The sequence below is a fragment of the Paenibacillus sp. JNU01 genome (genome assembly GCF_059130585.1).
In genome coordinates this window covers 4,519,812-4,543,291 of sequence record NZ_CP169723.1, presented here as the reverse complement: position 1 = coordinate 4,543,291, position 23,480 = coordinate 4,519,812, and the positions used below count along the sequence as shown (strand labels likewise).

General features: G+C 47.5%; 18 protein-coding genes and 2 riboswitches. Of the genes, 1 reads left to right on the top strand and 17 read right to left on the bottom strand.

What is annotated here, in order from left to right; translation table 11 throughout:
• Positions 1-88 precede the first annotated feature (88 nt).
• From NLBNIHML_RS19885 to NLBNIHML_RS19865, 5 genes are all read right to left on the bottom strand, one after another.
• Positions 89-823 (bottom strand): ABC transporter permease, encoded by a 735-nt coding sequence (locus tag NLBNIHML_RS19885; RefSeq protein ID WP_494352594.1) that lies wholly within the window; start codon positions 821-823, stop codon positions 89-91.
• A 1-nt stretch (position 824) separates the two neighbouring features.
• The gene (locus tag NLBNIHML_RS19880; RefSeq protein ID WP_339239273.1) at positions 825-1,541 is read right to left on the bottom strand and encodes an ABC transporter permease; all 717 of its coding nucleotides are present in this window, start codon (positions 1,539-1,541) and stop codon (positions 825-827) included.
• Positions 1,538-2,452: an ABC transporter ATP-binding protein gene (locus tag NLBNIHML_RS19875; protein ID WP_339239272.1), complete on the bottom strand. Its 915-nt coding sequence runs from the start codon at positions 2,450-2,452 to the stop codon at positions 1,538-1,540. The genes NLBNIHML_RS19880 and NLBNIHML_RS19875 overlap by 4 nt, the downstream gene beginning before the upstream one ends.
• Positions 2,453-2,537: 85 nt before the next feature.
• Positions 2,538-4,049 carry a HAMP domain-containing sensor histidine kinase gene (locus tag NLBNIHML_RS19870; protein ID WP_494352593.1) on the bottom strand — a complete coding sequence of 504 codons (1,512 nt, stop codon included), beginning with the start codon at positions 4,047-4,049 and terminating at the stop codon, positions 2,538-2,540.
• A gap of 56 nt (positions 4,050-4,105) precedes the next feature.
• On the bottom strand, positions 4,106-4,789 hold the full coding sequence (locus NLBNIHML_RS19865; protein WP_494352592.1) for a response regulator transcription factor: 684 nt from the start codon (positions 4,787-4,789) through the stop codon (positions 4,106-4,108).
• 235 nt (positions 4,790-5,024) lie between these two features.
• Here NLBNIHML_RS19865 and NLBNIHML_RS19860 point away from each other — a divergent pair, with 235 nt between their 5' ends.
• Positions 5,025-6,785 carry an alpha-glycosidase gene (locus tag NLBNIHML_RS19860; RefSeq protein ID WP_494352591.1) on the top strand — a complete coding sequence of 587 codons (1,761 nt, stop codon included), beginning with the start codon at positions 5,025-5,027 and terminating at the stop codon, positions 6,783-6,785.
• 173 nt (positions 6,786-6,958) lie between these two features.
• On the opposite strand, the gene sdaAA is transcribed toward NLBNIHML_RS19860, so the two are convergent.
• From sdaAA to NLBNIHML_RS19800, 12 genes are all read right to left on the bottom strand, one after another.
• Complete coding sequence (gene sdaAA, locus NLBNIHML_RS19855; RefSeq protein WP_494352590.1) at positions 6,959-7,936, bottom strand: L-serine ammonia-lyase, iron-sulfur-dependent, subunit alpha; 978 nt, start codon at positions 7,934-7,936, stop codon at positions 6,959-6,961.
• Positions 7,926-8,615 carry an L-serine ammonia-lyase, iron-sulfur-dependent subunit beta gene (gene sdaAB / locus NLBNIHML_RS19850; protein WP_253429474.1) on the bottom strand — a complete coding sequence of 230 codons (690 nt, stop codon included), beginning with the start codon at positions 8,613-8,615 and terminating at the stop codon, positions 7,926-7,928. Before sdaAB ends, sdaAA begins: the two co-directional genes overlap by 11 nt.
• A 112-nt stretch (positions 8,616-8,727) precedes the next feature.
• A riboswitch (glycine riboswitch) is annotated at positions 8,728-8,862 on the bottom strand.
• Between the two features lie 4 nt (positions 8,863-8,866).
• A riboswitch (glycine riboswitch) is annotated at positions 8,867-8,989 on the bottom strand.
• Positions 8,990-9,342: 353 nt separating this feature from the next.
• A complete protein-coding gene (locus NLBNIHML_RS19845; protein ID WP_494352589.1) occupies positions 9,343-10,320 on the bottom strand; it encodes a phosphotransferase enzyme family protein in 978 nt (325 codons plus the stop codon).
• Positions 10,321-10,559: 239 nt separating this feature from the next.
• Positions 10,560-11,315, bottom strand: coding sequence for a phosphate ABC transporter ATP-binding protein PstB (gene pstB / locus NLBNIHML_RS19840; RefSeq protein WP_339239266.1), 756 nt, complete (start codon positions 11,313-11,315; stop codon positions 10,560-10,562).
• A gap of 12 nt (positions 11,316-11,327) precedes the next feature.
• The gene (gene pstA, locus NLBNIHML_RS19835) at positions 11,328-12,215 is read right to left on the bottom strand and encodes a phosphate ABC transporter permease PstA (RefSeq protein WP_339242887.1); all 888 of its coding nucleotides are present in this window, start codon (positions 12,213-12,215) and stop codon (positions 11,328-11,330) included.
• A gap of 2 nt (positions 12,216-12,217) precedes the next feature.
• On the bottom strand, positions 12,218-13,153 hold the full coding sequence (gene pstC, locus NLBNIHML_RS19830) for a phosphate ABC transporter permease subunit PstC (RefSeq protein ID WP_017690972.1): 936 nt from the start codon (positions 13,151-13,153) through the stop codon (positions 12,218-12,220).
• Positions 13,154-13,268: 115 nt separating this feature from the next.
• Entirely contained in the window at positions 13,269-14,195 is a 927-nt protein-coding gene (locus NLBNIHML_RS19825) for a phosphate ABC transporter substrate-binding protein PstS family protein (RefSeq protein WP_339258548.1), read from the bottom strand.
• A 1,026-nt stretch (positions 14,196-15,221) separates the two neighbouring features.
• A complete protein-coding gene (locus tag NLBNIHML_RS19820; protein WP_494352588.1) occupies positions 15,222-16,514 on the bottom strand; it encodes an arsenic transporter in 1,293 nt (430 codons plus the stop codon).
• A gap of 181 nt (positions 16,515-16,695) precedes the next feature.
• Positions 16,696-18,792, bottom strand: coding sequence for a methyl-accepting chemotaxis protein (locus NLBNIHML_RS19815; protein WP_494352587.1), 2,097 nt, complete (start codon positions 18,790-18,792; stop codon positions 16,696-16,698).
• 173 nt (positions 18,793-18,965) lie between these two features.
• Positions 18,966-20,024: an EAL domain-containing protein gene (locus NLBNIHML_RS19810; RefSeq protein WP_472474915.1), complete on the bottom strand. Its 1,059-nt coding sequence runs from the start codon at positions 20,022-20,024 to the stop codon at positions 18,966-18,968.
• A gap of 216 nt (positions 20,025-20,240) precedes the next feature.
• On the bottom strand, positions 20,241-22,490 hold the full coding sequence (locus tag NLBNIHML_RS19805) for a bifunctional 2',3'-cyclic-nucleotide 2'-phosphodiesterase/3'-nucleotidase (protein WP_494352586.1): 2,250 nt from the start codon (positions 22,488-22,490) through the stop codon (positions 20,241-20,243).
• 475 nt (positions 22,491-22,965) lie between these two features.
• Positions 22,966-23,382, bottom strand: a complete 417-nt coding sequence (locus NLBNIHML_RS19800; protein WP_494352585.1) for a pyridoxamine 5'-phosphate oxidase family protein — start codon at positions 23,380-23,382, stop codon at positions 22,966-22,968.
• Positions 23,383-23,480: the final 98 nt, after the last annotated feature.

The following is a 23,480-nucleotide window of genomic DNA, read 5'->3' as shown; positions in this document are numbered from 1 at the left end:
CCCCTCAAGCTCACATACAATAGAACATTGCATGTTTTGCTTAAAAGAGGATCTTGGTCATAGGATAACTAGGGATATATTCAATTATTCAGATTTCTTTCTTCGCAAAATACAGCATGCCAATTCCTATGAAAATGACAGCACTGCCCCCAACGACTGACAGCAGCGTCAGCAGCGGCACGTTATAGGCTCCGAAACCTCCGCCGTCTACGGGTGTCATCAGAATCATCGGTTGCGCCCAAGGATAATACGGTCCATATGCCGCTGAGTTGACGATAAGGATATTGGGCACAGTCAGTGCAAAATTCAATGCGAGCGGTGCAGCAAAGCTGCTCCACACGAGAGAAACGAACATCTGCAAGGCGGCAAGAGGTACACAAGCCAATAACCCAAGCAGCATTTTGCCTACCAGGAATCCCCAAGGTATTGGCATCGTAATGCCATGAATCGTGCCTGCCAGCAGAATGGATAGCAGCAACAACACTTGTGTACCCGCCAGAAGCATAAGTACAATCGTCAGTTTGCCTGCGTATACACCTGAACGTGTGAGCGGCAGAACCAGCATCTGCTTCCACCCTCCTCCTGCATGTTCGAAACGACATACAAAGGACGTAAACACGCCAGTCAGCATCGGCAACAGGAGTAATCCGTGCAAGAAGACCATGGTGCCCATCAAAACCTGCCAACTCCCTGATGGAGTGGACAACAGTCCGATGAGCAGTGCAATAAGTGGACTTAACAGAATCAGGAGCCATATGGGTGACTTGCCCATCTTCAAGCGCTCAGCCGATAGAATGCGAAAATACGTTGTCGCAAAGCTCATATCAGGCCACATCCTTCCGGCTAAAATGCACCATACCCAACAACAGGATCAAGAGACCCAGACCTGCCCCCATGCCTGCATACAGATATGGATTAGGTCCATTCCAAGCCATCTGTGCCCAAGCAAGTGGAAAATACGGTGAGATACTGAGCGCGAACATGCCTGTTATCGCGAGAACAATTCCCAGAGTGACGGGAAGCGCCTGATTTTTATTGACCATTGTGAGCCATAACTCCAACGACAACACGGGAAGCGCACCAGCTAATGGCAACAGCCCCAGCTTGATGGCATGCGTCCAAGGGATCTCACTGGCATGGAATCCGAGGATCAGACCCAGACCTATAATTCCTGCGGTTAGTAGCAGGCAGGAGATTACCAGCAGCAGACAAGCCAGCAAGAACTTGGCCAGATACACGGCCGGTCTTGAAATTGGCATCGCTAGCAACTGTTTCCACGATCCTTGTTCATGCTCGACACTCGCGATCATGGAGCTGAGAATGGTTGCTCCCAGCATCAGGGACAACGGTACAAAGACAACTACATTGCCGAGCAATCCGCCCCACAGGTTATCCGCATACTGTTCTTTCAGATAGTCCAACCGTAAGCCAAAATTAAGCGCCTGCATCGCTGTCAATCCAAACGGGGCCAGAAAAACGAGAAACCAAATTCCCTTGCCCCGAATCTTGAGCCAGTCCGAGGATAATGCACGTCCGGTCATATGGAAGCCCCCTCGCCAATGACCCGCATAAACAGATCTTCCAGCGACTGACGCTGTTCCTCAACACGATACACATCATGATCCTGTTCAATTAATCGGCGCACAAGCAGTGCAACCGAAGGGTTATCCATATAAGGGAACGTTAACGCAGAACCTTGTCGCTGACCAAATTGCCCCTGCTCTCTCGCCAGTTTCATGGCCTCTTCCGGCTCGGAAACCGTTAAGCGGATAGAACTACCCGTCTGACTATGCAGACTCGCAATGGTATCCTGGAGCACCATCTTGCCTTCACGGATAATGCCGACACGACTTGCCATCTGTTCGACTTCACTCAACAAGTGGCTGGAAACGAGAACGGTAATGCCATGTTCCAGAGGCATGCGTTTGATCAGTTCACGAATCTCCTGAATACCGGCCGGATCAAGCCCATTCGTTGGTTCGTCCAGAATCAGCAGCTCCGGTTCACCCAGCAAAGCGCTGGCAATACCCAGACGCTGCTTCATGCCAAGGGAATACCCTTTCACTGAACGTTTGGCATCCTTGGTCAGATCTACAATGGACAGCACTTCAGCAATTCTTGATTTCGGGACATTGAGGATGCGGCGCAAAGTTTCCAGATTCTCTACCGCATTCAGATGTCCGTAATAAGAAGGGTATTCCACTAGGGAACCCACACGGCGCAGAATGTCCATGCGCTCCTTGCGGATATCCTTGTCAAAGACACGGATCACGCCTTTGGTTGGTTTAATCAAGCCGAGAAGCATGCGAATCGTTGTTGTTTTGCCGGCACCGTTGGGACCGAGGAAGCCGTAGATATCTCCCTTTTTAATATGCAGATCAAGTTCACGGACCGCTGCACGGTCCCGGTATGTTTTCCATAGATTCGCTGTTTGAATAATATTTTCACTCACTGTGTGATCACCTCGGAACTATCGTAACCTTTCAAGGTTAAAGCCAAGGTGGTCTCCAGTTTAAGTTTAGTTTAAAAAAGAGATCTTAGCGGTTGGTTGTTTCCTTACTTCCCTTACCACTGTAGATGTATGTCCGGACACCTGTATCGGAACTGTCCACCCGCTTGCGCAGACCCATTTCACGAATCAACAGGTCTACAATGGATAAACCCAGACCTGTGCCTTTGGTGTCGGAATCCTGCTGCATTCCCGGACCGAGATCCTGAATAACGATAGCCGTCTCCCCCTGAATCTCCCGGGTTGAGATGCCAATATATTTCCCGCTGGCGGCATGGCGGATCACATTTTGGAACAGATTATCCAGAATACGGCGCATGCCTTGTTCATCCATATGCCAGATCAACGGTTCATCCGGCAGATCAATATCAATTTCGAATCGCTCTTTCTCCCAGACCGGATACCAGGCCGCTGCCGTTTCTCTGACAATCCGCAGCATATCTTTCTCTTCCAGCTTCAGCGTATATTTACCGCTCGTGAGCAAATTATAGGATAACATGTTGTCAATGAGCCCGCCGAGATCCTCCATCTTCGCTTCCATGCGATGTAATGAACGGTCACCTTGCTCGCTTAGCGCTTCCTTATGCAAAGCATGCATATGTCCACGAATCACCGTTAGCGGGGTGCGTAGATCGTGGGAAAGCCCCGCAATCAGACGTTTGCGCAATTGTTCTTCCTCACGCTCACGCTGGCGGCTGTCGGACAGTTGATGCACCATCTGGTTAAATGATTCCTCCAGTTGACCGATCTCATCTGACCGGCGGATATCAACCGGAAGCGGAATGCCCTCCTTGCCCGGGGTCATCATCGCCGTCTGTAAGCGAATAAGTCGTTTGCGAATGCGCGCGAAGAAGAGAATCGACATGATGATGAAAATCATGAAGATGATCGTCATCACAATGCCAAGATACAGGAGCTCCATCGGCCAGTTACTCTGTGTCGTTTGCAGAAGTGATCGCGGCACTTCTATGATCATGAAGCCCTGTCCCTTGTCCTTTTCACCTCCACCGATGTATGTAACTACGGTTAGCGGATCTCGATAGGAAGCTTCTTTCATGAATTGCACCGTGTTGCTCACATTCCATATGGCCGGAATTCGAGTCTCTGCCGTTTTCCCGGAATCCAGTGACCATCTCAATGTCGTGTCTGTCCCGCCATCCGGCGATGTGGAATTCAGAAGCGTTACATCTTCACCACCGAGAATAAAGAGGGTCTCACCGCTCGCATTCACACGATACATGGAAGACTTGGGGTACGATGCATGTAATTGCTCCAAACGGGCCTTAATCTCCTCATCTGAAGCACCATTCAGGTTCACCGCTTCACGCGACCATAGGTTACTGATCCGGGTAACATCACCGTACGGTGCCGCTTGATTCGTATTTGTGTTGTTCACTACGACAACATATATGATGGATATGATCGGCAGAACGACGGGCACGAATAATACGGCCGCCAGAATCAGGATGATATATCTGGACATCAAGGACCGCCCAAAGCGTAGCTTGCCCTGCCTGGTTTGCTTATGCTTAGGAACCATGCGCGGTTCTCCTTTCCATTCTCCATTCATCGTCTTCCGTGCTCTGAACCGTCGGATCATGGCTTCTTCACACGATATCCCACACCGCGGACCGTCTGAATAACGGCTGGATTGGCCGGGTCAAGCTCCAGCTTCTCGCGAAGATGTCGAATATGTACCATTAAAGTCTTGTCCCCATCCAGATAAGGCTCGTTCCAGACGGCTTCATAGATCTGCTCTTTGGTTCGAATCATGCCCATATGTCGTAGCAGGTAAGCGAAGATGTGGAACTGTTTCCCCGATAAAACAATCTCATCCCCCGTCTCCTCATTGACGATGCGGTTGTCCTTCTCATAGATGGAGAGATGATCCAGCTTCAGAGCTGTATCCGATGAGACCGCAGTTCCCGCCTTACGCAGTTGGACCTCAATCCGGGCAGCCAGTTCATCGGGGTGAAATGGTTTCGTTACATAGTCATCGGCAAAATCGAGACCGTGCAACTTGTCGTCAATGGACGTTCTGGCCGAGAGCATGACAATGGGCACGGCTGGATGTTCTTTTTTCAGTCGCTGGCCCACCGTAAATCCATCCAGCCCGGGCAGCATGACATCCAGAATAATGAGTGAGCAACCCACAGCAGCCTCCGCTGCACCTTCACCACTGCCGAGCCATACCACCTCATAACCGCGCTCCTCCAGATCGGCTCTGACCCAAGTTGCAATTTCCGTATCATCTTCAATGTATAACAGTTTGGTTTTCATTCGAATATTCGTTTCCTTTCCGCCCCCATTGGGTTAATGATATATCTGAGCATCATCATAAAAAAGCTATCTATAACAGATGGATTCAAATCTTGTTATCTTGTTGAAGCCAAGTTGAATTCCTTTACGTTACCACACATTCTAATTATAGCTTATCCATTAACGTGGGGAATGTTATATCAATTAAATCGACCAAGTACATATTATACCTACACCTGACGGGAGGAATTTCATTATGCTGTTGGAAGCCATCTATCATCAACCGAAACGCAATTGGGCCTATGCCTATGACCAAGACACAATTCATCTGCGCCTGCGCGCCAAAAAGAATGATCTGACTGAGGTACATGCCCTGACTGGAGACAAATATGCATGGGATGCAACCAAAGCGCTGGTTCCTTTAACAAAGTTCACCTCTGACTCGATGTTCGATTACTTCGAGGGCGAGGTGAAACCTCCCTACCACCGACTAAAATACTCTTTTCTTCTCAAAAGTGGAGATGAACAGATCTGGATGACCGAGACGGACTTCCAGGAAGAAGAACCGGACGATCCGGGTCGTATGTTCCAGTTCCCTTATATTCATACAGGAGCTGTATTCACACCCCCTGCATGGGTTAAGGATGCCGTGTTCTATCAGATTTTCCCTGAACGATTCGCGAACGGCAACCCGGATATTAGTCCGGAAAAGGTGGAACCGTGGGGTGGCGAGCCGACACCCTTCAATTTCTTCGGCGGTGACCTTCAGGGTGTGATCGACCATCTGGATTACATCAGTGATCTGGGCATTAATGCGATCTACTTCACACCCATCTTTGAAGCTACCACCAATCACAAATACGATACCGAGGACTACCTGCGGGTAGACCGGCATTTTGGTGACGCAGATACCGTGAAGCGACTGGTCGAGCTGTGCCACGCACGTGGAATTCGCGTCTTGCTGGATGCTGTGTTCAACCATTCCGGGAAGACGTTTGCCCCGTTTGTGGATGTGCAGAAGAACGGAGAACAATCCAAATACAAGGACTGGTTCCATGTACATGAATTCCCGCTGGACGTGAAAGACGGCATTCCTACGTATGAGACTTTCGGATTCGAAGCGCACATGCCTAAGTTGAATACGGAGAATCCCGAGGTTAAGGCCTATCTGCTGGAGGTTGCCGAGTACTGGATTAAGGAAGTGGGTGCAGACGGATGGCGACTGGATGTTGCCGACGAAGTGGATGATGCCTTCTGGCGTGATTTCCGCCGTGTGGTCAAAGCCGCTAATCCAGATGCCTACATTCTGGGCGAAGTATGGAACGAGTCTTCTTCCTGGCTGCAAGGCGACCAGTTCGATGCGTCCATGAACTATCCGTTTACCGATGCCGTGAATGCTTTCTTTGTAAAAAATACAATGCATGCCGAACAGTTCGCGAACTCCATCGGTCGGCAATTATCCCGTTATCCGCTTCAAGCCAGCGAAGTTGCATTCAACCTGCTGGACAGTCACGATACCCCGCGGCTGCTCACGCTATGTGAAGGCGACCAGCGCAAGATGAAGCTAGCTGCGTTATTCCAGTTCAGTTACATGGGCGCGCCGTGCATCTATTACGGAGACGAGATTGGCATGGACGGTGACCATGATCCGGGCTGCCGTAAATGCATGGAATGGGATGAAGCGAAGCAGGACCGTGAGCTGCTAGACTTTTATCAGAAACTGATCTCCCTGCGTCATGCTCATCCTGCCCTGCGTGCAGAAGGCACCGTTCGTTTCCTGCAGGCTCGCTCGGATGGCAGCCAATTGGTATTCGAACGGCAGAATGAAGAGGAACGCATTCTGGTTCTGTTCAATCGCTCGGAAGAGACGGCTATTGTCGAGCTGGAGGCGGGTGACGAGGAATGGACCGAGCTATTCGGTGGAAACCATCGTACCGCCAAGGATGATGGCGTGTTTGCCATTGAATTGCCCGCGTATGGATATGCCGTACTGAGTACGGCTGTAAGCCAGGACTAGATTCATAATACAAATATATCTGAAGTCACTTATAAGTAGCCTAGCTTCACATCATTTGGCGGCATTAAACAAGCGTCCTGCAGAACCCGAATTCGGGTTCGCGGACGCTTGTTTTTATATCGCCGTTATACATCATCATGTCACTGGTTATTCCTCGGTGACCCCCGTTCAGATTAAACCTGAGGGTCCGTTTCCGCTTGAACAGTATCCGCCCCACTTGTAGTTGTGTCAGCATCCGCTGGCTTCGACTCCGTCTCAGGCTCTGCACGCTTGGCCTTCGGTTTAGCCAGCTTCTGCATCATTTTGCGACCCGTTGGTGTCTGAGCCAACCCGCCTTGGGCTGTCTCCCGGTGGCGGCTCGGCATCGCACTGCCTACTTCCAGCATCACGTCGATGACTTCATCTGACGGAATAGCACTACGCACTCCGGCCAATGCCATGTCGGCCGCAGCCAGCGCCGTAACGGCACCCAGTCCGTTACGTACGATGCATGGAATTTCAACGAGACCTGCGACCGGATCGCAGATCAGGCCCAGTGTATTTTTTAACGCTAGACCAACGGCATGAACGACCTGTTCCGGTGTACCTCCACGCAGTTCAACCATGGCACCCGCAGCCATGCCGATCGCGGAACCCACTTCTGCCTGACAGCCACCTTCTGCACCAGAGATAAATGAATTGTTGGCAATAACATAACCAATCGCTCCCGCGCAGAACAACCCATTCACCAAATGTTCGTCCGTCCAGCCAAATCGCTCCTGTGAGCTGATAAAAACACCAGGGATGATGCCGCAGGAACCGGCTGTAGGTGTTGCCACAATCCGGCCCATAGAGGCATTCACTTCAGATACACACAGGGCATACGCCATGGCAAGTGCGGAAGCATCTCCTGAGCAAGTCTCACCTTTGCGAATGTACTCGGCCATTTTTTTACCGTCTCCACCCGTTAATCCACTACGTGATGTGGTATCTTCCGTTAACCCTTTACGCACTGCTTCCTTCATCACCTGATAATATTCAGACATCTGTTTCACAACATCCGCTTCCGGTGTATTGGTCTCCTGAACCTGCTCCTCGATCATCAATTGAGCAATCGTTTTGGATTCCGCTGTACAGATCGTATTCAGTTCATGTAAATGTTTAAATCGCATCCGAATCAACTCCTCTCTTCAAATCGATGACACGAATGTCCAGTACATGATCCAGCTCTTTTAGACGCTTGAGCATATCAGGATTCGGCACGCCGTCCATCTCCATCGCAGTAAGTGCTTCGCCATCACGGGCTTTCCGATCCACCTGCATATACCCGATGTTAACCCCAGATGAACTGATCGTGGACGTTACCGAGGCAAGCACCCCTGCCTTGTCTGCATGTCGCAGCACGAGTGTCGGAAACTCACCACTAATCTGGACACGAAAATCATTCATCGCATGCACCGACACACTACCACCACCAATAGAAGCACCGATTAAGGAACATGTACGCCCTTCATGCCACAACTCAATTTTGACCGTATTGGGATGAGGAGCAGGCAGACCGCTTGTATAAAACTCAACCTCCATACCCGCTTCCTCTGCGTATTGCTCCGCATCCGGGATACGCGGATCGTCTGTAACATAATCCAGCAGACCGCCGATCAGCGCCAGATCAGTTCCGTGGCCCTGATACGTATCAGCGAATGAACCGTAGAGCGTCAGCCGGGCACGTTCAGGCGTACAACCTAGCCACTGACGCGCAATTCTTCCCAGTCTTGCTGCTCCAGCTGTATGTGAACTTGAAGGCCCCGTCATCGACGGACCAATAATTGAGAAAACATCTTTAAATCGCACCTTATAACCCTCCAATTGTATTCGTCATTTCCATCCAGATCCCATGCCATAATGTTCCTTTATTACTGAATGATGACATCAAAAAAGGACAGAAGAAGGCCACAGGCCCTCTCTCTGTCCTCGATACCTGAGAGTTTCACGATCAGCAGTGTCTCACGACAGGGTGCATGCCCTGCAATTGCAGACAAGTCACCAGACTGACTGATCATATACCCCTTGGGTGGCGCAGTTCGCGCACTCTCCAGAGTTGCGTCCAACGATGGTACATTTACCTGAGAGATTAACCACTGGGCCGGGTGCGCAGCAGCTTGCTCCTTCGGTGCCTGAACACTAGCCATTGCTCGGCTAACTCAGGTCTCTCCCGCTCGTTATCATCCGCTGTATGGAACCATTCTGAGCGTATGTCAGAACAGTAATGGAAATCGTTCATTCTTCTTCATTAAGATTAATCGACCGGAAGATCAGTGTCAACAAACTTAACGATTTCTTTGGATGTATTTCCTTCATTTTCGATTGATTCGATGAAAACCAGAATATTTTGTCAGCTTTCATCACATTAATTCGGTAAAATAAACTTTTTAAACAGATTATTTCATTTCCCTTCAATTCATAAAGCGCTTACTACTATTTATGATATTATCCACGAAACTGTTCGGGTATTCAGGCAACCATAATTTTTGAACTACCTGTTCATAGCCCTTCCGGATCTGCACATCTGAATTATAATTCACAGTTCGTAGAAGATACTCTCGTTCTGTACATAAGGTCTGCAATACTTGCTGCATAACTTCGGCATGCGATCTTTCATCCATTCGTGCCTAGACTCGTTCGCCATCTGAAAAGCATAATAACCAAGTGTAAAGATCAGCATGAACCCTTCCATTAAACGGATATCTCGATCCGTCAGTGGTGCGATCTGTTTTGTGTATCCAGATAAGAATACGTCACGTTCCTCCCGATTGAACATAAGCGCTGCCCCTCCGGCATCAAAAAGATAATAACCATAACCGTGTAGACAAAAATCAATCATGGACATCCCCTGATTCGTGATCAGCAGATTATTGCGAGTAATATCTCCATGAATAACGCCCCAGGTCTTTTCATCGAGAGGGTACGCTCCTAACTGCTCGTTAATGTTCTCAAACGTCTCCCGAAGCAGATCGAAGTCTTCCGTTGTAAAAATTCCCAATCGGACCCCCTCTTCCAGCTGCCCTAGCATGACCAAATTCTCATGGACATTACCATATGCCGGGCGTACCTTAGTTCGATCTGTCTGATTCTCCACACGTCCATATTGATGAAGCATCTGCAGCTGAGCACCAAGATCATATATCTGCTCTGTTGTCAGGCGTTCTCCCTGTTGGATGTCCCTGCCCTCAATCCACTCCAGTACTGTACAGCAGATTTCTTTACCTTCTTCAATTGTCCATAACGTGACCCAATCTCCCGATACATTGCGTACCGGATGTTGGACGCGTAATGCTGTTGTTGCATTTAACTCATGAAGCAGGTCCATCTCTGCCTCCAATGCAGAAGGCGTGTGCTGAATGCCTGACATACTTGCATATGCTGCTTGATGGATACGGAGCAGATACTTCTGCCCGCTTGCTTCATCAACGACATGATACGTCAGATTCTCGTTATGACGAATATAGGAAACGACAGGTTTTTCAATCGCATAATTCTGTATGACCTGTGCTGCCACATGGTCGTAAGACCTCTGATCCGTAGTGATTATCAACATCTCCTTTAAATTTATGTAAACGCTATCTTCGTACTAAATATCGTAGCATAATGTTGATCCTGCATACAGAAAATCCCACTGTAATTATAAAATAAAAAGCACAACCCCCGAACAAACGTCCAGGCATTGTGCTTCTGTCTCTATTTATTTCTTCATCTCTCTGTCTGTTGCTCTATGTGACACTCCACTCCATGATCCAATTATCCGAAACGCCCCATAATGTATTCTTGCGTCAGACGATTGTCCGGGTTCGTGAAAATATGCTCTGTATCCCCGTGCTCAATCATGCTGCCCAGATAGAAGTAAGCTGTATAATCCGAAATACGTGCTGCCTGCTGCATGTTATGGGTAACAATAACAATCCGCAGCTCCTTCTTGAGCTCGGTAATCAATTCTTCAACTTTACCCGTGGATACCGGGTCTAGTGCAGATGCAGGCTCATCGAGCAGCAGAATCTGCGGATCAACAGACAAGGCGCGGGCGATACATAACCGCTGCTGTTGTCCACCTGAGAGAGACAAGGCTGATTCATTCAGTCTGTCTTTCACTTCGTCCCAAAGCGCAGCACGACGCAAGCTTTTTTCCACAATCTCATCCAGTGCCTTCTTACTCTTCGTACCACGGTAGCGGGGGCCAAACGCGATATTGTTGTAGATGGACTTATGAAAAGGATTCGGCTTCTGCCACACCATGCCAATCTTCTGGCGAAGCTTGATTACATCGGTTCCAGGCTCATTCAGATCGTTACCATCCATCCAGATATGTCCCTCTGTGCGGGAACCGGCGATCTCGTCGTTCATTCGGTTAAGCGACCGTAGGAACGTAGATTTACCACACCCAGACGGCCCGATAAGTGCCGTTACACTCGATTCGGGAAACGTCAGGCTGATCTGCTTGACCGCCTGAAAATGTCCATAATATATGCTTAACTGTTCCGTACCAAAAGGTATGGCCATGTTGGTTCCTCCTTATTTCGAAGCTGTCATGCGGCGGAATACAACCCGACCGATCCAGCGCGCACTTAGATTGAACGCCAGCACGAGAATGACAAGCACGGCGGATGCCCCTGCTGCCACCTCTTTGGAATCTGGTCCAATGCCTTCACTGTTCACTTTCCAGATATGGACAGCAAGTGTCTCTGCCGGACGGAACGGATTAAGCGGTGATCTCGGACTCGTCGGATTCCAATCTGTAAAGTCCAATGGCGGACTACTCATACCTGCGGTAAACATCAATGCTGCCGCCTCACCGAAGATCCGGCCCGATGCCAGAATCGTACCCGTAATCAAGCTCGGCAATGCCACAGGCAGCAGAATGGAAGTGATAATCTTCCACTTGGACAGTCCAAGTGCCAGACCTGCTTCCTTCTGTTCCTTCGGAACGGCCCGGAAGGCCTGCTCCGTTGTCCGCACCATCAGTGGCAAGTTAAAGATCGCCAGAGCCAGGGCACCCGAGATCAGGGAGAAACCAAGACCAAATTGATTGACTAGCAACAAGAGACCAAACAAACCGATAACGATGGAAGGGAATGATGACAACACTTCAACGACCAGACGAATGAAGCTGGTGATCTTGCCTGGCTTGGCGTATTCCGCCATGTAAATCCCACCACCCCATCCGAGTGGAATGGTCACAATCAACGTCAGAATCAACAGGAATACGGAGTTAAAGAGCTGTGGACCAATCCCCCCGCCACCTTTAAGCAACTGGGGTGCGCTCGTCAGGAAGTTCCAGCTAATATGTCCAATGCCTCTATACATGATGAAGCCAAGCAGACCGAGCAATATAATAACAATGAACAGGGCCAATACAACGATAACGGATGTTGCAATTTTATCTACCGTCTTTGCCTTCATTTTCATACCCGGTTCCTCCTTTCAAGCAGGCGAACCAGAATGACGAAGACAAATGTCATCACCAGCAGGACAAGCGCCATACTCCACAGTGCATTGTTATGAACAGAACCCATCGTGGTGTTACCCATGCTGAGTGTAATTACACTTGTTAATGTTGAAGCCGATTCGAGCAAGGATGTTGGAACATGCGGTGCATTACCGATAACCATCTGCACAGCAAGAGCCTCACCAAAAGCACGGGCCATACCCAATACGACACCTGTCAACAAAGCTGGCAATGTCGTTGGAATGATGACACGGTAGATGGTTTGCCAGCGAGTGGCACCCAGTGCGTACGAGGATTCACGCAATCCTTTTGGCAATGCGGACAAAGCGTCTGCCATAATACTTGTTACCGTAGGAAGAATCATTACCGCGAGAACAAGACATCCGGCTGCAATCCCGACGCCTGTTCCACCAAAGATACTGCGCAGCAAAGGTACGATGACACTCAGACCAATAAATCCATACACAACGGACGGAATTCCGGACAAGAGCTCAATCGCAGGTTGCAATATCTTTTTCCCTTTACCTGGTACAATCTCTGTCATGAAGAGTGCTGCACACAGACCAAGTGGACTAGCGATCAATGCTGCAAGCAAGGTTGTAATGAAAGAACCTGTAATGAACGGCAATGCCCCGTAGAACGCAGGTTCTCCAGTTGGATTCCACGTCTTTCCACCAAGGAATTCGCTTATGCTTATTCCATTTTGGAAAAATGTGGACAGTCCCTTGGACGCTACAAAATAAACAATGGAAAACATGACAACGATCAGGAAAACGACACAAATCGACGTATAGATCCGTCCCGTCCACTCTTCCCAATAATGTTTTTCTTTTAAGGGCCGGCGCGGTTTCAACTTGTTATTCATTACCGTTCCCCCTTCGGTCTGTTCCATAACAACCATCCTTCTATAGTAGAATTAATGCAAAATATGGGATTATTTCAGAGCAAACCGCGTAAAGAGGCGGGACCTAAGTCCGCCTCTTTCGCTGTATGCGCAAGTTCAAAGATTATTGAACCACATTACCTGCTGCATCGCGTTTTACTTTCATGCCTGACATTGGAATGTATCCAAGTTCTGTCACGTCGTTTTGTTGAATTTCGTCACTCAGGATATAGTCCAGGAACGCTTTTGTTGCCGCATCCGGCTCACCTTTGGTGTACATGTGCTCGTAAGCCCACACTGGATAAGTTCCTGCTTCCACGTTCTCAACTGTTGCTTCTACACCTTCGTATTTCAACACTTGCAAGCTGTCATCCAAGTAAGACAGGGCAAGGTAACCAATAGCACCTGGTGTTTCAGCTACCAATTTTTTTACGTTACCAGAAGAATCTTCTTGAATCGAACCTTGGATATCATCCATTTTTGCACCCAATGCATACTTCTCGAACGTTGCACGCGTACCGGAACTACTTGGACGATTTACAATAACAATTGCTTTATCCGCGCCACCAACGTCTTTCCAGTTCGTCACTTTACCGGAGAAAATGTCGACCAGTTGCTGCTTCGTCAAATCTTCTACACCTGCATCTTTGTTGCTAACTGGAGCCATAGCTACTACGGCTACTTGATGGTCAACCAGTTCTTTTACTTTGGCTTCGTCCTCCAGCTTCTCTTCTGCGAATACATCAGAGTTACCGATTGTAGCTTGTCCGTCAGATACTTGTGTCAAACCAGTACCACTACCGCCACCTTGAACTTGAACCGTTACGTTCTTATATTCATCAACTGCCATAAATTTCTGTCCAGCTTGTTCTACCAGAGGTAACAATGCTGTCGATCCGACTGCCAGAATGTTACCGCTAAGCTCAGCAGTAGCTTCCCCTGAACCATTGCTTGCAGCACCCTCTGTACCCGCGTCATTTTTCGATCCGCATGCAGCGAGCACCAGTACGAACGTTAAGGTCATCAAAATAAACGGCAACTTTTTAAACATGTTTTGTTTTCCTCCCCCAATGTAGTGATGGCGTTTTGTGAATTTGTTTGTTCACCATCAACTCTTTAATCATTGTAGTTTCGGTATGTCATCTTAAAATCAGTGTTTTGTAAACGCAATGTTAAAAATATCGGCTGCATATTGAAATTTATCTGAGACAAATTGCGCTGAAGTGAGCGCTACGGTAACGGACGTTGTTTCAATCCGTATTGTGTCCAGATTCACAAGAAAGAAATTTACTTATAGATATATAAAGTAGCTGATACCATGAGTGGCCGTTCCGGTTACGGATCGTTCTTCTGATCGCTGTTGTCTCCAAATTTCTCTGATCAACAATTTGATTGTTGAAATTTGGAGACAAAGGCGAACGCTTCGCTTCTTCAGAATCGATTCCGTCCCCTCCACTACGCTCGTGGTTTTATCTGCACATTAAGATTCAAGGAACATATCATTCTTTTCTTACAGGCAAAAACGCAATACAATCGTTCCGTTCCCTGCGCTGTGTCAGCGCTCGTTGTATCTCAGGCATATCAATGATCTGCCTGGCTAGTATGCAAAAAAGAGGATGTCCCATACGTCATGAATATGACGGGGGGACATCCTCATTTCGTGTTATTGTAATGAACCTGACACACGCTATTCGCTCCCATTTGCCCAGATCTAAAAACTAACGAATCTCAGACACGTTATTTCGTCGATTTAGTTGATTTTTTAGGATTTGAAGTCCTTTTATGACGAAATAGCGTTACTGAAGTTCGTAAAATCTCGCAACCGTTGATGATCCGCCTTTTAAGGTGCGGTAGGTTCATTAGCGCTTGGAGCGAAGCAGAATTCCTTTTGAGACAGCCCTTTATGTAATTGGTTAGGTGCATAATAGAAATAGAGAATTTTCATTCCTTCTATAGAAGAAACAGAAGAGGAACAAAAAAAACTGCCTCGCTGCCAGTGCGTAGCACCAGCTGGAGAGCAGCCTTTTACAATACATTGAATGATTATTAGATGTTCCTATTGTAAAAACTAATTTTACTAACCCAGAATCCATAACCACAATGCCAGACCTGCTAGGGTAATGAACAAGGTTGGAATGGTCAGGATGATGCCTGCTTTGAAATAATACCCCCATGTGATCTTCACACCTTTACGGGATAACACATGCAGCCATAGCAATGTGGCAAGTGAACCAATCGGCGTCATTTTGGGACCTAGATCGGAACCAATGACATTGGCATAGATGAATGCCTCTTGGATGATCCCTTCGGTGTGCGCACCCTGGATGGCTAGCAGGTTAATCAATACGGTAGGCAAGTTGTTCATCAGCGATGACAATACGGCCGCTATAATGCCCATTCCGAGCGAAGCGGCCAGCAGGCCATGCTCTGCTATGACATCTAGCCAGCGGCTCAGATGAGCCGTTAATCCTGCATTACGCAGTCCATATACGACGATGTACATACCCACGGAGAACACCACAATCGACCACGGTGCTTCCTTGATGACCCGTTTCAGATCAACTGCCTCGCTCTTGCGTGCCAGTAAAGCGAACAGCAGTGCAACCGAGCCCACAATCACCGACACGGGAATCGGCAGGAACTCACTGGATGCGTAAGCCACCAATAGCAGCCCTAGCATGAACCAGGCAATGCGAAACATCCGTGGATCACGTATTGCCTCTTTCGGGTCGCGAGCCGCAGAGATGTCATAGCGAAGGGGGATGCTTTTGCGATAGAACAAAAATAACATTCCCGTACTCGCTACGATCGAGATCAGATTCGGCACGGCCATGCGTACCGCATACTCCACAAAGGTAATACCGAAGAAATCGGCAGACACAATGTTAACCAAATTGCTGACGACCAGCGGCAACGATGTGGTATCTGCGATAAATCCACTCGCCATTACAAAAGCCAGTACCATCCGCTCATCAAACTTTAATGCACGCACCATCGCCAGCACAATTGGTGTCAGGATGAGCGCTGCACCATCATTTGCGAACAGGGCCGACACTGCGGCACCGAGTAAAATGGAGTAGAAGAACAATCTGCGACCGTTCCCTCCAGCGAGTCTAGCCATGTGAAGAGCGGCCCATTCGAAGAAACCCGTCTCGTCGAGAATGAGAGAAATCATAATAATACCGACAAAGGCCAACGTTGCATTCCATACAATGGACGCTACATCCGAGGCATCGTTCAAGCTTACGACTCCACACAATAGGGCGAGCAATGCACCACCCGAGGCAGTCCAACCGATGCCCAACCCACGAGGTTGCCAGATCACCAAGGTGATCGTTACTACAAAAATTAATATTGCTACGTATATCATAGTGCCTCCTGCTGTACCCTGTCTCGATATATTCTATCGTTCATTTAATCATTATATTGTAAGATTACACCGCATGATGCGCGGAAGAACCAGACGATATATTTATACAGGGCCGCAGAAGTAATGTCTATCTTTATTTTCTTCTATTCAAAAAGTATGGTAAGTAATGGTGGTCTACTTCCTAGGATTTGTCGCTACCCTTATCCTTCGGCGTATCCTCTACCATCTTGAACATGCCAAGCAATCCCTGCAGTTGTTCCGCCATACTGTTCAGATGTGCCGATGAGGATGCAATCTCTTCTACCGATGCCAGTTGTTCTTGCGAAGATGCAGATACGGATTCTGTATTCGCAGCCGATTCCTGGGTCACATTCGAGATATCGCTCATCGCCTTGGCAACGTGGGATGCCCCACTCTCCAGTTGTTTCGTTGTTTCAGACAAGTCATCCAAGGTATGAACCGCCTCTTCCACCGCCTCCCGAATCTGGGCAAAGGATTGTCCAGACGTATTCACGGCCTGAATCCCTTCTCCCACACGCGTCTGAGCCGCATTCATGGCGATTAGAGCGGCATCCATGTCCTGACGGATATTATGAACGACCTCACCGATCTGCGCTGCCGAACTTCCGGATTCTTCTGCCAATTTGCGAACTTCTCCGGCTACAACAGCAAACCCACGCCCCGAATCACCCGCTCTGGCCGCTTCAATGGAAGCATTCAATGCGAGCAAGTTCGTTTGTTTGGAGATGGATGCAATGACATCCACCATGCTACCAATCTCAACGGAACGGGCATTCAGAGATTGAACCACAGTCCCTAGCTGCTCTACGGTTTCCTGAATGCTGTTCATCTGCTCTACAGCTTGTCCTGCTGCCTCATTACCAGAAGAAGCCGCTCCGGACGTATTCCGCATATTCGCCGTAATGGATTGCACACGCTCCGACATCATCCGAACATCTTCTGCCATTCGGCTCATCTGTCCCGATCCATCTTTCACACTGTTTACCTGCTGCTCAGCACCTTCGGCCAGTTCCTGAATGGCCTGTGTTGAATGTTCAATCGCTTTGGTGGTTTGTTCAGCACTGGCAGACAATTCTTGAGAAGAAGCAGATACTTGCTCTGTCGTTTCCTGTACACCAAGAATCATCATTCGCAGGTTATCGACCATACGTTCAAAATATTTTGCCAGTTCCCCGACTTCATCTTTACGTCCAGTTTCCATTTTCACGGTCAAGTCACCTTTACTTACCGCTCTGGCCGATTCCTGAAGTCGTTTGATTGGACGCAGCATGGAGCGTGTAAACCAGATAATGAAGATGAGCGTAAGGAACGTGGCCGCCAGGATCACTATAAATGTAATCATGCGAATGTCCTTGCTCGCATTGGTTATTTCACTTTTAGACATCGTTCCGGCAATTTTCCAGCCCGTTGCTTCATTGGTAGCAAAGATCATCGTTTTCGGTTGCTCATTGAATACATAATCGAATTGACCTTCTTTACCCTCATACATTTCATCCAGCAAACCACTAGCTTCCTGTGTACCTGCATCTGCTACAGGCGATACGACATAATTTTTGTTTGCATCCAAAATAATGACGTAGCCCTCTTTACCCACCTTAATGGATGCTTGCTCTTGCAGGTCTGTTAGATCCAGAGACAAACCGACAACACCGGATTGGTCCTTTAATGTTTTGGAGATAAATACAACGGCAACGCCATCGGTATTAACAGACACAGCGGATACAACGGCTGTACCCGGCTTTTCCATCGCTAGTTTGTACCACTCCCGCTCCCTAGGATCATATGCATCTCCCCGCGTACTGCTTGCTGTTGCTTTACCCCGAACCATGACTCCTTCCGTTGTTCCCACAAAAATGTTCATGGCATCGGGATGCAAGCCCAGATATTGCTCCAGCTTCAACTGAAGCTCTGGACTATCGTTCTCCCCTTTGACCAAGCTCGGATCAAGGGCATCCGCAAAATAGTTAATGTCATGGATCTTGTAGTTCACTTGGCTTTCTACAATGGTATTGGCCGTACTCACACTTTGCTTGGCACTATCCACTAATTGTCCTTGTACGCCATCTTCAGCCATCGTTAGTGTGATCAAGCCGATCGCCAAGCTTGGCAGGAGCAGAACGGCCAGGAAGGAGACCAATAGTTTGTTCCTTATATTCCAGACGAAACCTTTCTTTTTCTTCTTCTTTTTATTTTGATTATGTTTTGGTTTAGCAGGTTTCGCTGCTTTCATTGGTGTATTATCCTGAGTTTCACTCATGTCTTTATCCCCCTCTAAATGTAAAAATGCCCTCTTTCTTTGTATGTATGAATCAATCTAAAAGGCTTATCTTATATATCGGCTAAATGAGGGGATTTATTTGAGAGAAAAATGTGCAGGCACGCCAAACAAGCCACCTCTGATCAGAAGTGACTTGTACAAGGTACGGATTACTAATTATTCCATGTATTAGATGAAGTATTAGAGTACGGATCGCCTGGAGGTTGTGCCGAGGGTTTACCAAAATAGTAGCCCTGTGCAAGTTCAATACCTATGGAGCGACAGAATTCAAACTCTTCCATCCGTTCGATCCCCTCGGCAAGGACTTGACCTCCAAATCGACTCGACATCTCAACAATATGAAGAATTTGCTGTTGTTTGGTCGAATCCTGATCACAACGATCAATAAGACTTCGATCTATTTTGACAAAATCCGGTTCTAACCGATTCATCAACTCTATTGTTGAATATCCAGCACCCACATCATCCAGTGCAACCGACATTCCACGGGAACGATACACCTCAAATATCTGCTGCAAGATGGGCATATGTTGGATCTGCTCTGTTTCCACGACTTCAAACACAAAATCTTTAGGGTCCAGCGAAAGACGTTCAATCGCTTCAAACGTATGTGTCAGACAATATTCGGGATTATATATGGAGGAAGGCAGGAAATTTACGAAGCGTTTCACACCATGCGGCAAAAAAACAGCACTGGTCTCAATGGCAGTAATTCGCGCCATTCGATCCAGAAAAGAATGTAGTCCAGTCTCGCGTGCGACTTCAAATAATTCATAGGAACTGAAGGATTTGCCATTCTCAGCAGGACGAAGCAAAAACTCGTATCCGATAATCTGCTCCGATGCATCAACGATGGGCTGCATATGACTGCTGAATTCATGCTCCAGAATAATGGAAACAAGCTCCGCATGCCTGAAACGTGACTCCTGCATGCTTAGACTAATCCAGCTTTCTTCATTCGCCTGTTCGTATAAAGGCATAATCTGAACGGTTAGGGAATCACGTAATGTCGAATCCATTTCGCCGATCTTTTCTATTAAGCTCTGAACCGCCTCAAGATTCGAAAAATGCATCCACATCATATCATCCGACGTCTCGATAAGTCTTCCCGGCGTTTGCAGCGCTTCCAGCAAAGCGGGGGAAATGGGACGCAGGTACAAGGTACCTTGGCCCTCTATAGGATAGATTGGACTGCAGCCACTGCAATTCATGTAGGACCCCCTTGCCAATTTATGATTCCATGTCCATTAATGATTACTGGTATATACCCAAAGTTTGTAAATATTATATCATGGGTCTTAAAATTAATCTCTACTGTTTTGATGACTTCGTATATGACGGTTGTTGAAACAAATATATTCAAAAATTGCAGAAAAAAGACCGACAGTCTGATGACTGTCGGTCTCCTCCTCTCCGCTTATTAAACGTTATGAAGCGGGAATCACGATTTTCTGTCCAACTTTCAGGTTATGCACATTTGAGATTTTGTTAGCTGTTGCCAGCTTGCGCCAGTCCACACCATATTTCAAACCGATGCGGTACAGGTTATCCCCTTTTTTCACCACGTATACAACCTTGTTGCTAGTTGCCGGTTTCTCAGGTTGTGGCTTAGGCGTTGGTGTTGGAGTTGGTTTAGGCGTCGGTGCTGGCTCCGTACCTGTTTCAGGTGTTGTCGGTGCTTCACCTGTCAGTTTCAAGCCATACTCTGCAAAACCTTCTTTGTTCGTACCGATGAACGACATCGCCGGATTCGCTTCAACCAGACCTTTCGCATCCGGGGAAGAAGCAAACACAACTTCAAGATCGTTCAACGCCGCTGCAGTTACACCCGCAGATGGTTTGATTGGTGCCAGGGACCAGTTACCGTCCGCTGCCGGATTAATCGTTTTATTTTCACGGATGTAGTCGATGATCACTTGACGGTTCTCATCCGGTGCAGCCAGAACGATCCGTTTGCCGTCCGGGTTAGCCAGTTTGGATGAAGAAGCACGGTAGTTATTTGTCGCTACAATGAATTTTTGCGCTGGGTCAACCGGTTTGCCGTTAAAGCTCAGGTCCTTAATCCGGCTTGCAGATGCATTAACGATCGCAGCTTTGCCATCGTATTTGGCTGGTTGGGTCACATCAATCTGATACGTTACCCCATCGATAACATCGAAGTTGTACGTTGGGAAGTCATTATTGATCAGTTGCTGTTGTCCACCTTTAGCCGGGTCGATCTGGTTGAACTGGCCTGCAGACCATTCCAGCCATTCTTTCAGTTCTGCGCCGTTAACCATTACAGCATGTACCGTATTTGGATACACGTACAGGTCAGCAACGTTTTTGATCGCAATGGTGCCTTTAGGAATATTCGTGTAATACGAAGCGCCTGAACGTCCACCCGCTTTGAATGGTGCACCTGCCGACAATACAGGGATTTTCTCATATTCCGTACCTTGCATATGTTTTTCGACATACCATTTCTGTGCATTCGTTACGATCTGAATGGATGGATCATCCTGAACCAGAGCGAAGAAGCTGTTGATCGGTGCTGTCGTTTCGCCTACTGGACCACGAACATACTCCAATGTACCTTCATGCTCTTCATGAACCGCATCAATGATGTCTTTATCCGCATCTACCAGTGGCTTTTTGTTCTCAGTGTCATAGATCGGACGTGCTTCCGTTTTGGAATCCACCACTTTCCATTTGCCATCTACCAGCTCCAGGTCCAGATCGATAATACCCAGATGATCACCCCAGAAACCTGGCTCAACAGCAGGAACGCCATTGATTGTGCCTTTCTCAAGGTCTACCCCTTTTTTGCCGGCAAAATCAGCACTTGGGAATACTTTGTGAGCATGTCCAAACAGAATGGCATTAATGCCTTCTACCTGACTCAGGTACAGTACGGAGTTCTCCATCAGGTCCGTTTGAGGGATATCCTCAAATCCGGAGTGAGGAATGGCTACAATAATATCCGCACCTTCGGCTTTCATTTTTGGAATGAATTTTTTAGCGGTAGCAATAATATCCTTGGCGATGACCTTGCCTTCAAGGTTAGCGCTGTCCCACTGCATGACTTGTGGCGGTACAAATCCGATCACACCCACTTTGATCGTATGTTCCTTGCCAGTCTCGTCCGTTACTTTTTTATCCAAAATCTCATACGGTGTGAAGTAATTTTTGTCATTCGTCTCATCATCATCACCATCGTCTACATAGACATTGGCATTAATGTAAGGGAAGTTCGCTCCCTCCAGCGTCATGTCCAGGAAGTCCAGACCATAGTTGAACTCATGGTTACCGATGTTACCTGCATCATAATCGAGCAGATTCATCGCTTTATATACAGGGTGAGTTTCACCCTTTTTCAGTGGATCAATCTTCGCCACATAGTCTCCCAGCGGGTTACCCTGAATCAGATCACCATTGTCGAACAGCAAGCTGTTCTTGGCTTCATCACGCGCTTTCTTGATGAGTGTAGCTGTTTTGGCAAGTCCATACTGATCTGTCTCTTTGTCGGAATAATAGTCGTAGTTAATCAGATTGTCATGAATGTCTGTTGTCTCCATGATCCGCAGTTTAACTTTGGCAGCATCCGCAGCCGATACAGGTACCGGAAACACCGCAAGCACGTTTAATGCAACCAAAGCGGCAGTCAGGCTTGATAATACTTTTTTACTCGTTTTCAAAATAACCCCTCCCGGTTATGTACATTGAATCATGCATTATTGGGCAAACGAAGAGCGCAGAAAAAAGATAGATTTCATGGGTTGTGCGTACTGACGCTCTGATGACATGCATCCGAATTTCAGGTAAGTTTATCTCACATGAACATCTATTTATGTCTGTGCTTGTCGTTTACATTCCAAATCATAACGCAATGTTCAGCCATTGAAAAGCATTATTTTTTACATTACCCGCACATATCTAGGCCGGTTTACATTATCATGCGTGATTTCGACATTTTTTTCAACATTTTAGTAGGTATTTAGTGCTCACTAGCTTTAAAATACGTATATTACATGTTTCTTACATGTATATCCATTCATCATTATTCACTCATATCAAAAACCGTGAAACCTTAAAGGCTTTCACGGTTGGAGTGAATTCTGCGCGCATTCCGCATAAGGACGCTAATTTGCAGAGGTTATTTTCATCGTTGGATTATTGTTCCCACACATGATGTTCATGATCTTTCCCTGTATATTCAATACGAGTCGGAGTGATGTCCAGAATGACATAGTTCGGATCATTAGGTCCATCGAACCACGCCTTCAGTTCGTCATTCCATACTTGCTCACGCAAACCTTCGTTCTTGGTCACTTCACAGGTTCCTTCAATCTCAACGACTTCCTTGGAACCACCAGCCTCATAACCAAGCAGCAGGCTAACATTCGGATTATTCTCCAGTTCCTCTACTTTGTGTGTACGGCGGTTCGTTGCCAGATGAATGTTCAGTCCATCGTTGAAAAGCGCCATATAGCGGGATTTCGGTTTACTATTCTCTACAGTCGAGAAGCTGCAAAAAGGGTTGTTTTCCAATGCTTTTACAATGTTTTGTTCCAATTCAGTCTGGTTCATGGGAAGTGCTCCTTTCGGTTTGGGGGAATATTGGGAGGACTATGTAGGCGGCCGTTCCGGGTACGGATCGTTCTTTGGATCGCTGTTATCTCACGATG

Excerpts from the sequence above, each read along its gene's own strand:
- NLBNIHML_RS19820 (WP_494352588.1), bottom strand. The coding sequence starts at position 16,514 with ATGATATACGTAGCAATATTAATTTTTGTAGTAACGATCACCTTGGTG.
- pstA (WP_339242887.1), bottom strand. The coding sequence starts at position 12,215 with ATGAAGGCAAAGACGGTAGATAAAATTGCAACATCCGTTATCGTTGTA.
- NLBNIHML_RS19865 (WP_494352592.1), bottom strand. The coding sequence starts at position 4,789 with ATGAAAACCAAACTGTTATACATTGAAGATGATACGGAAATTGCAACT.
- pstB (WP_339239266.1), bottom strand. The coding sequence starts at position 11,315 with ATGGCCATACCTTTTGGTACGGAACAGTTAAGCATATATTATGGACAT.
- NLBNIHML_RS19815 (WP_494352587.1), bottom strand. The coding sequence starts at position 18,792 with ATGAGTGAAACTCAGGATAATACACCAATGAAAGCAGCGAAACCTGCT.
- pstC (WP_017690972.1), bottom strand. The coding sequence starts at position 13,153 with ATGGAACAGACCGAAGGGGGAACGGTAATGAATAACAAGTTGAAACCG.
- NLBNIHML_RS19800 (WP_494352585.1), bottom strand. The coding sequence starts at position 23,382 with ATGAACCAGACTGAATTGGAACAAAACATTGTAAAAGCATTGGAAAAC.
- NLBNIHML_RS19860 (WP_494352591.1), top strand. The coding sequence starts at position 5,025 with ATGCTGTTGGAAGCCATCTATCATCAACCGAAACGCAATTGGGCCTAT.
- sdaAA (WP_494352590.1), bottom strand. The coding sequence starts at position 7,936 with ATGCGATTTAAACATTTACATGAACTGAATACGATCTGTACAGCGGAA.
- NLBNIHML_RS19825 (WP_339258548.1), bottom strand. The coding sequence starts at position 14,195 with ATGTTTAAAAAGTTGCCGTTTATTTTGATGACCTTAACGTTCGTACTG.
- NLBNIHML_RS19885 (WP_494352594.1), bottom strand. The coding sequence starts at position 823 with ATGAGCTTTGCGACAACGTATTTTCGCATTCTATCGGCTGAGCGCTTG.
- NLBNIHML_RS19810 (WP_472474915.1), bottom strand. The coding sequence starts at position 20,024 with ATGAATTGCAGTGGCTGCAGTCCAATCTATCCTATAGAGGGCCAAGGT.
- NLBNIHML_RS19870 (WP_494352593.1), bottom strand. The coding sequence starts at position 4,049 with ATGGTTCCTAAGCATAAGCAAACCAGGCAGGGCAAGCTACGCTTTGGG.
- NLBNIHML_RS19880 (WP_339239273.1), bottom strand. The coding sequence starts at position 1,541 with ATGACCGGACGTGCATTATCCTCGGACTGGCTCAAGATTCGGGGCAAG.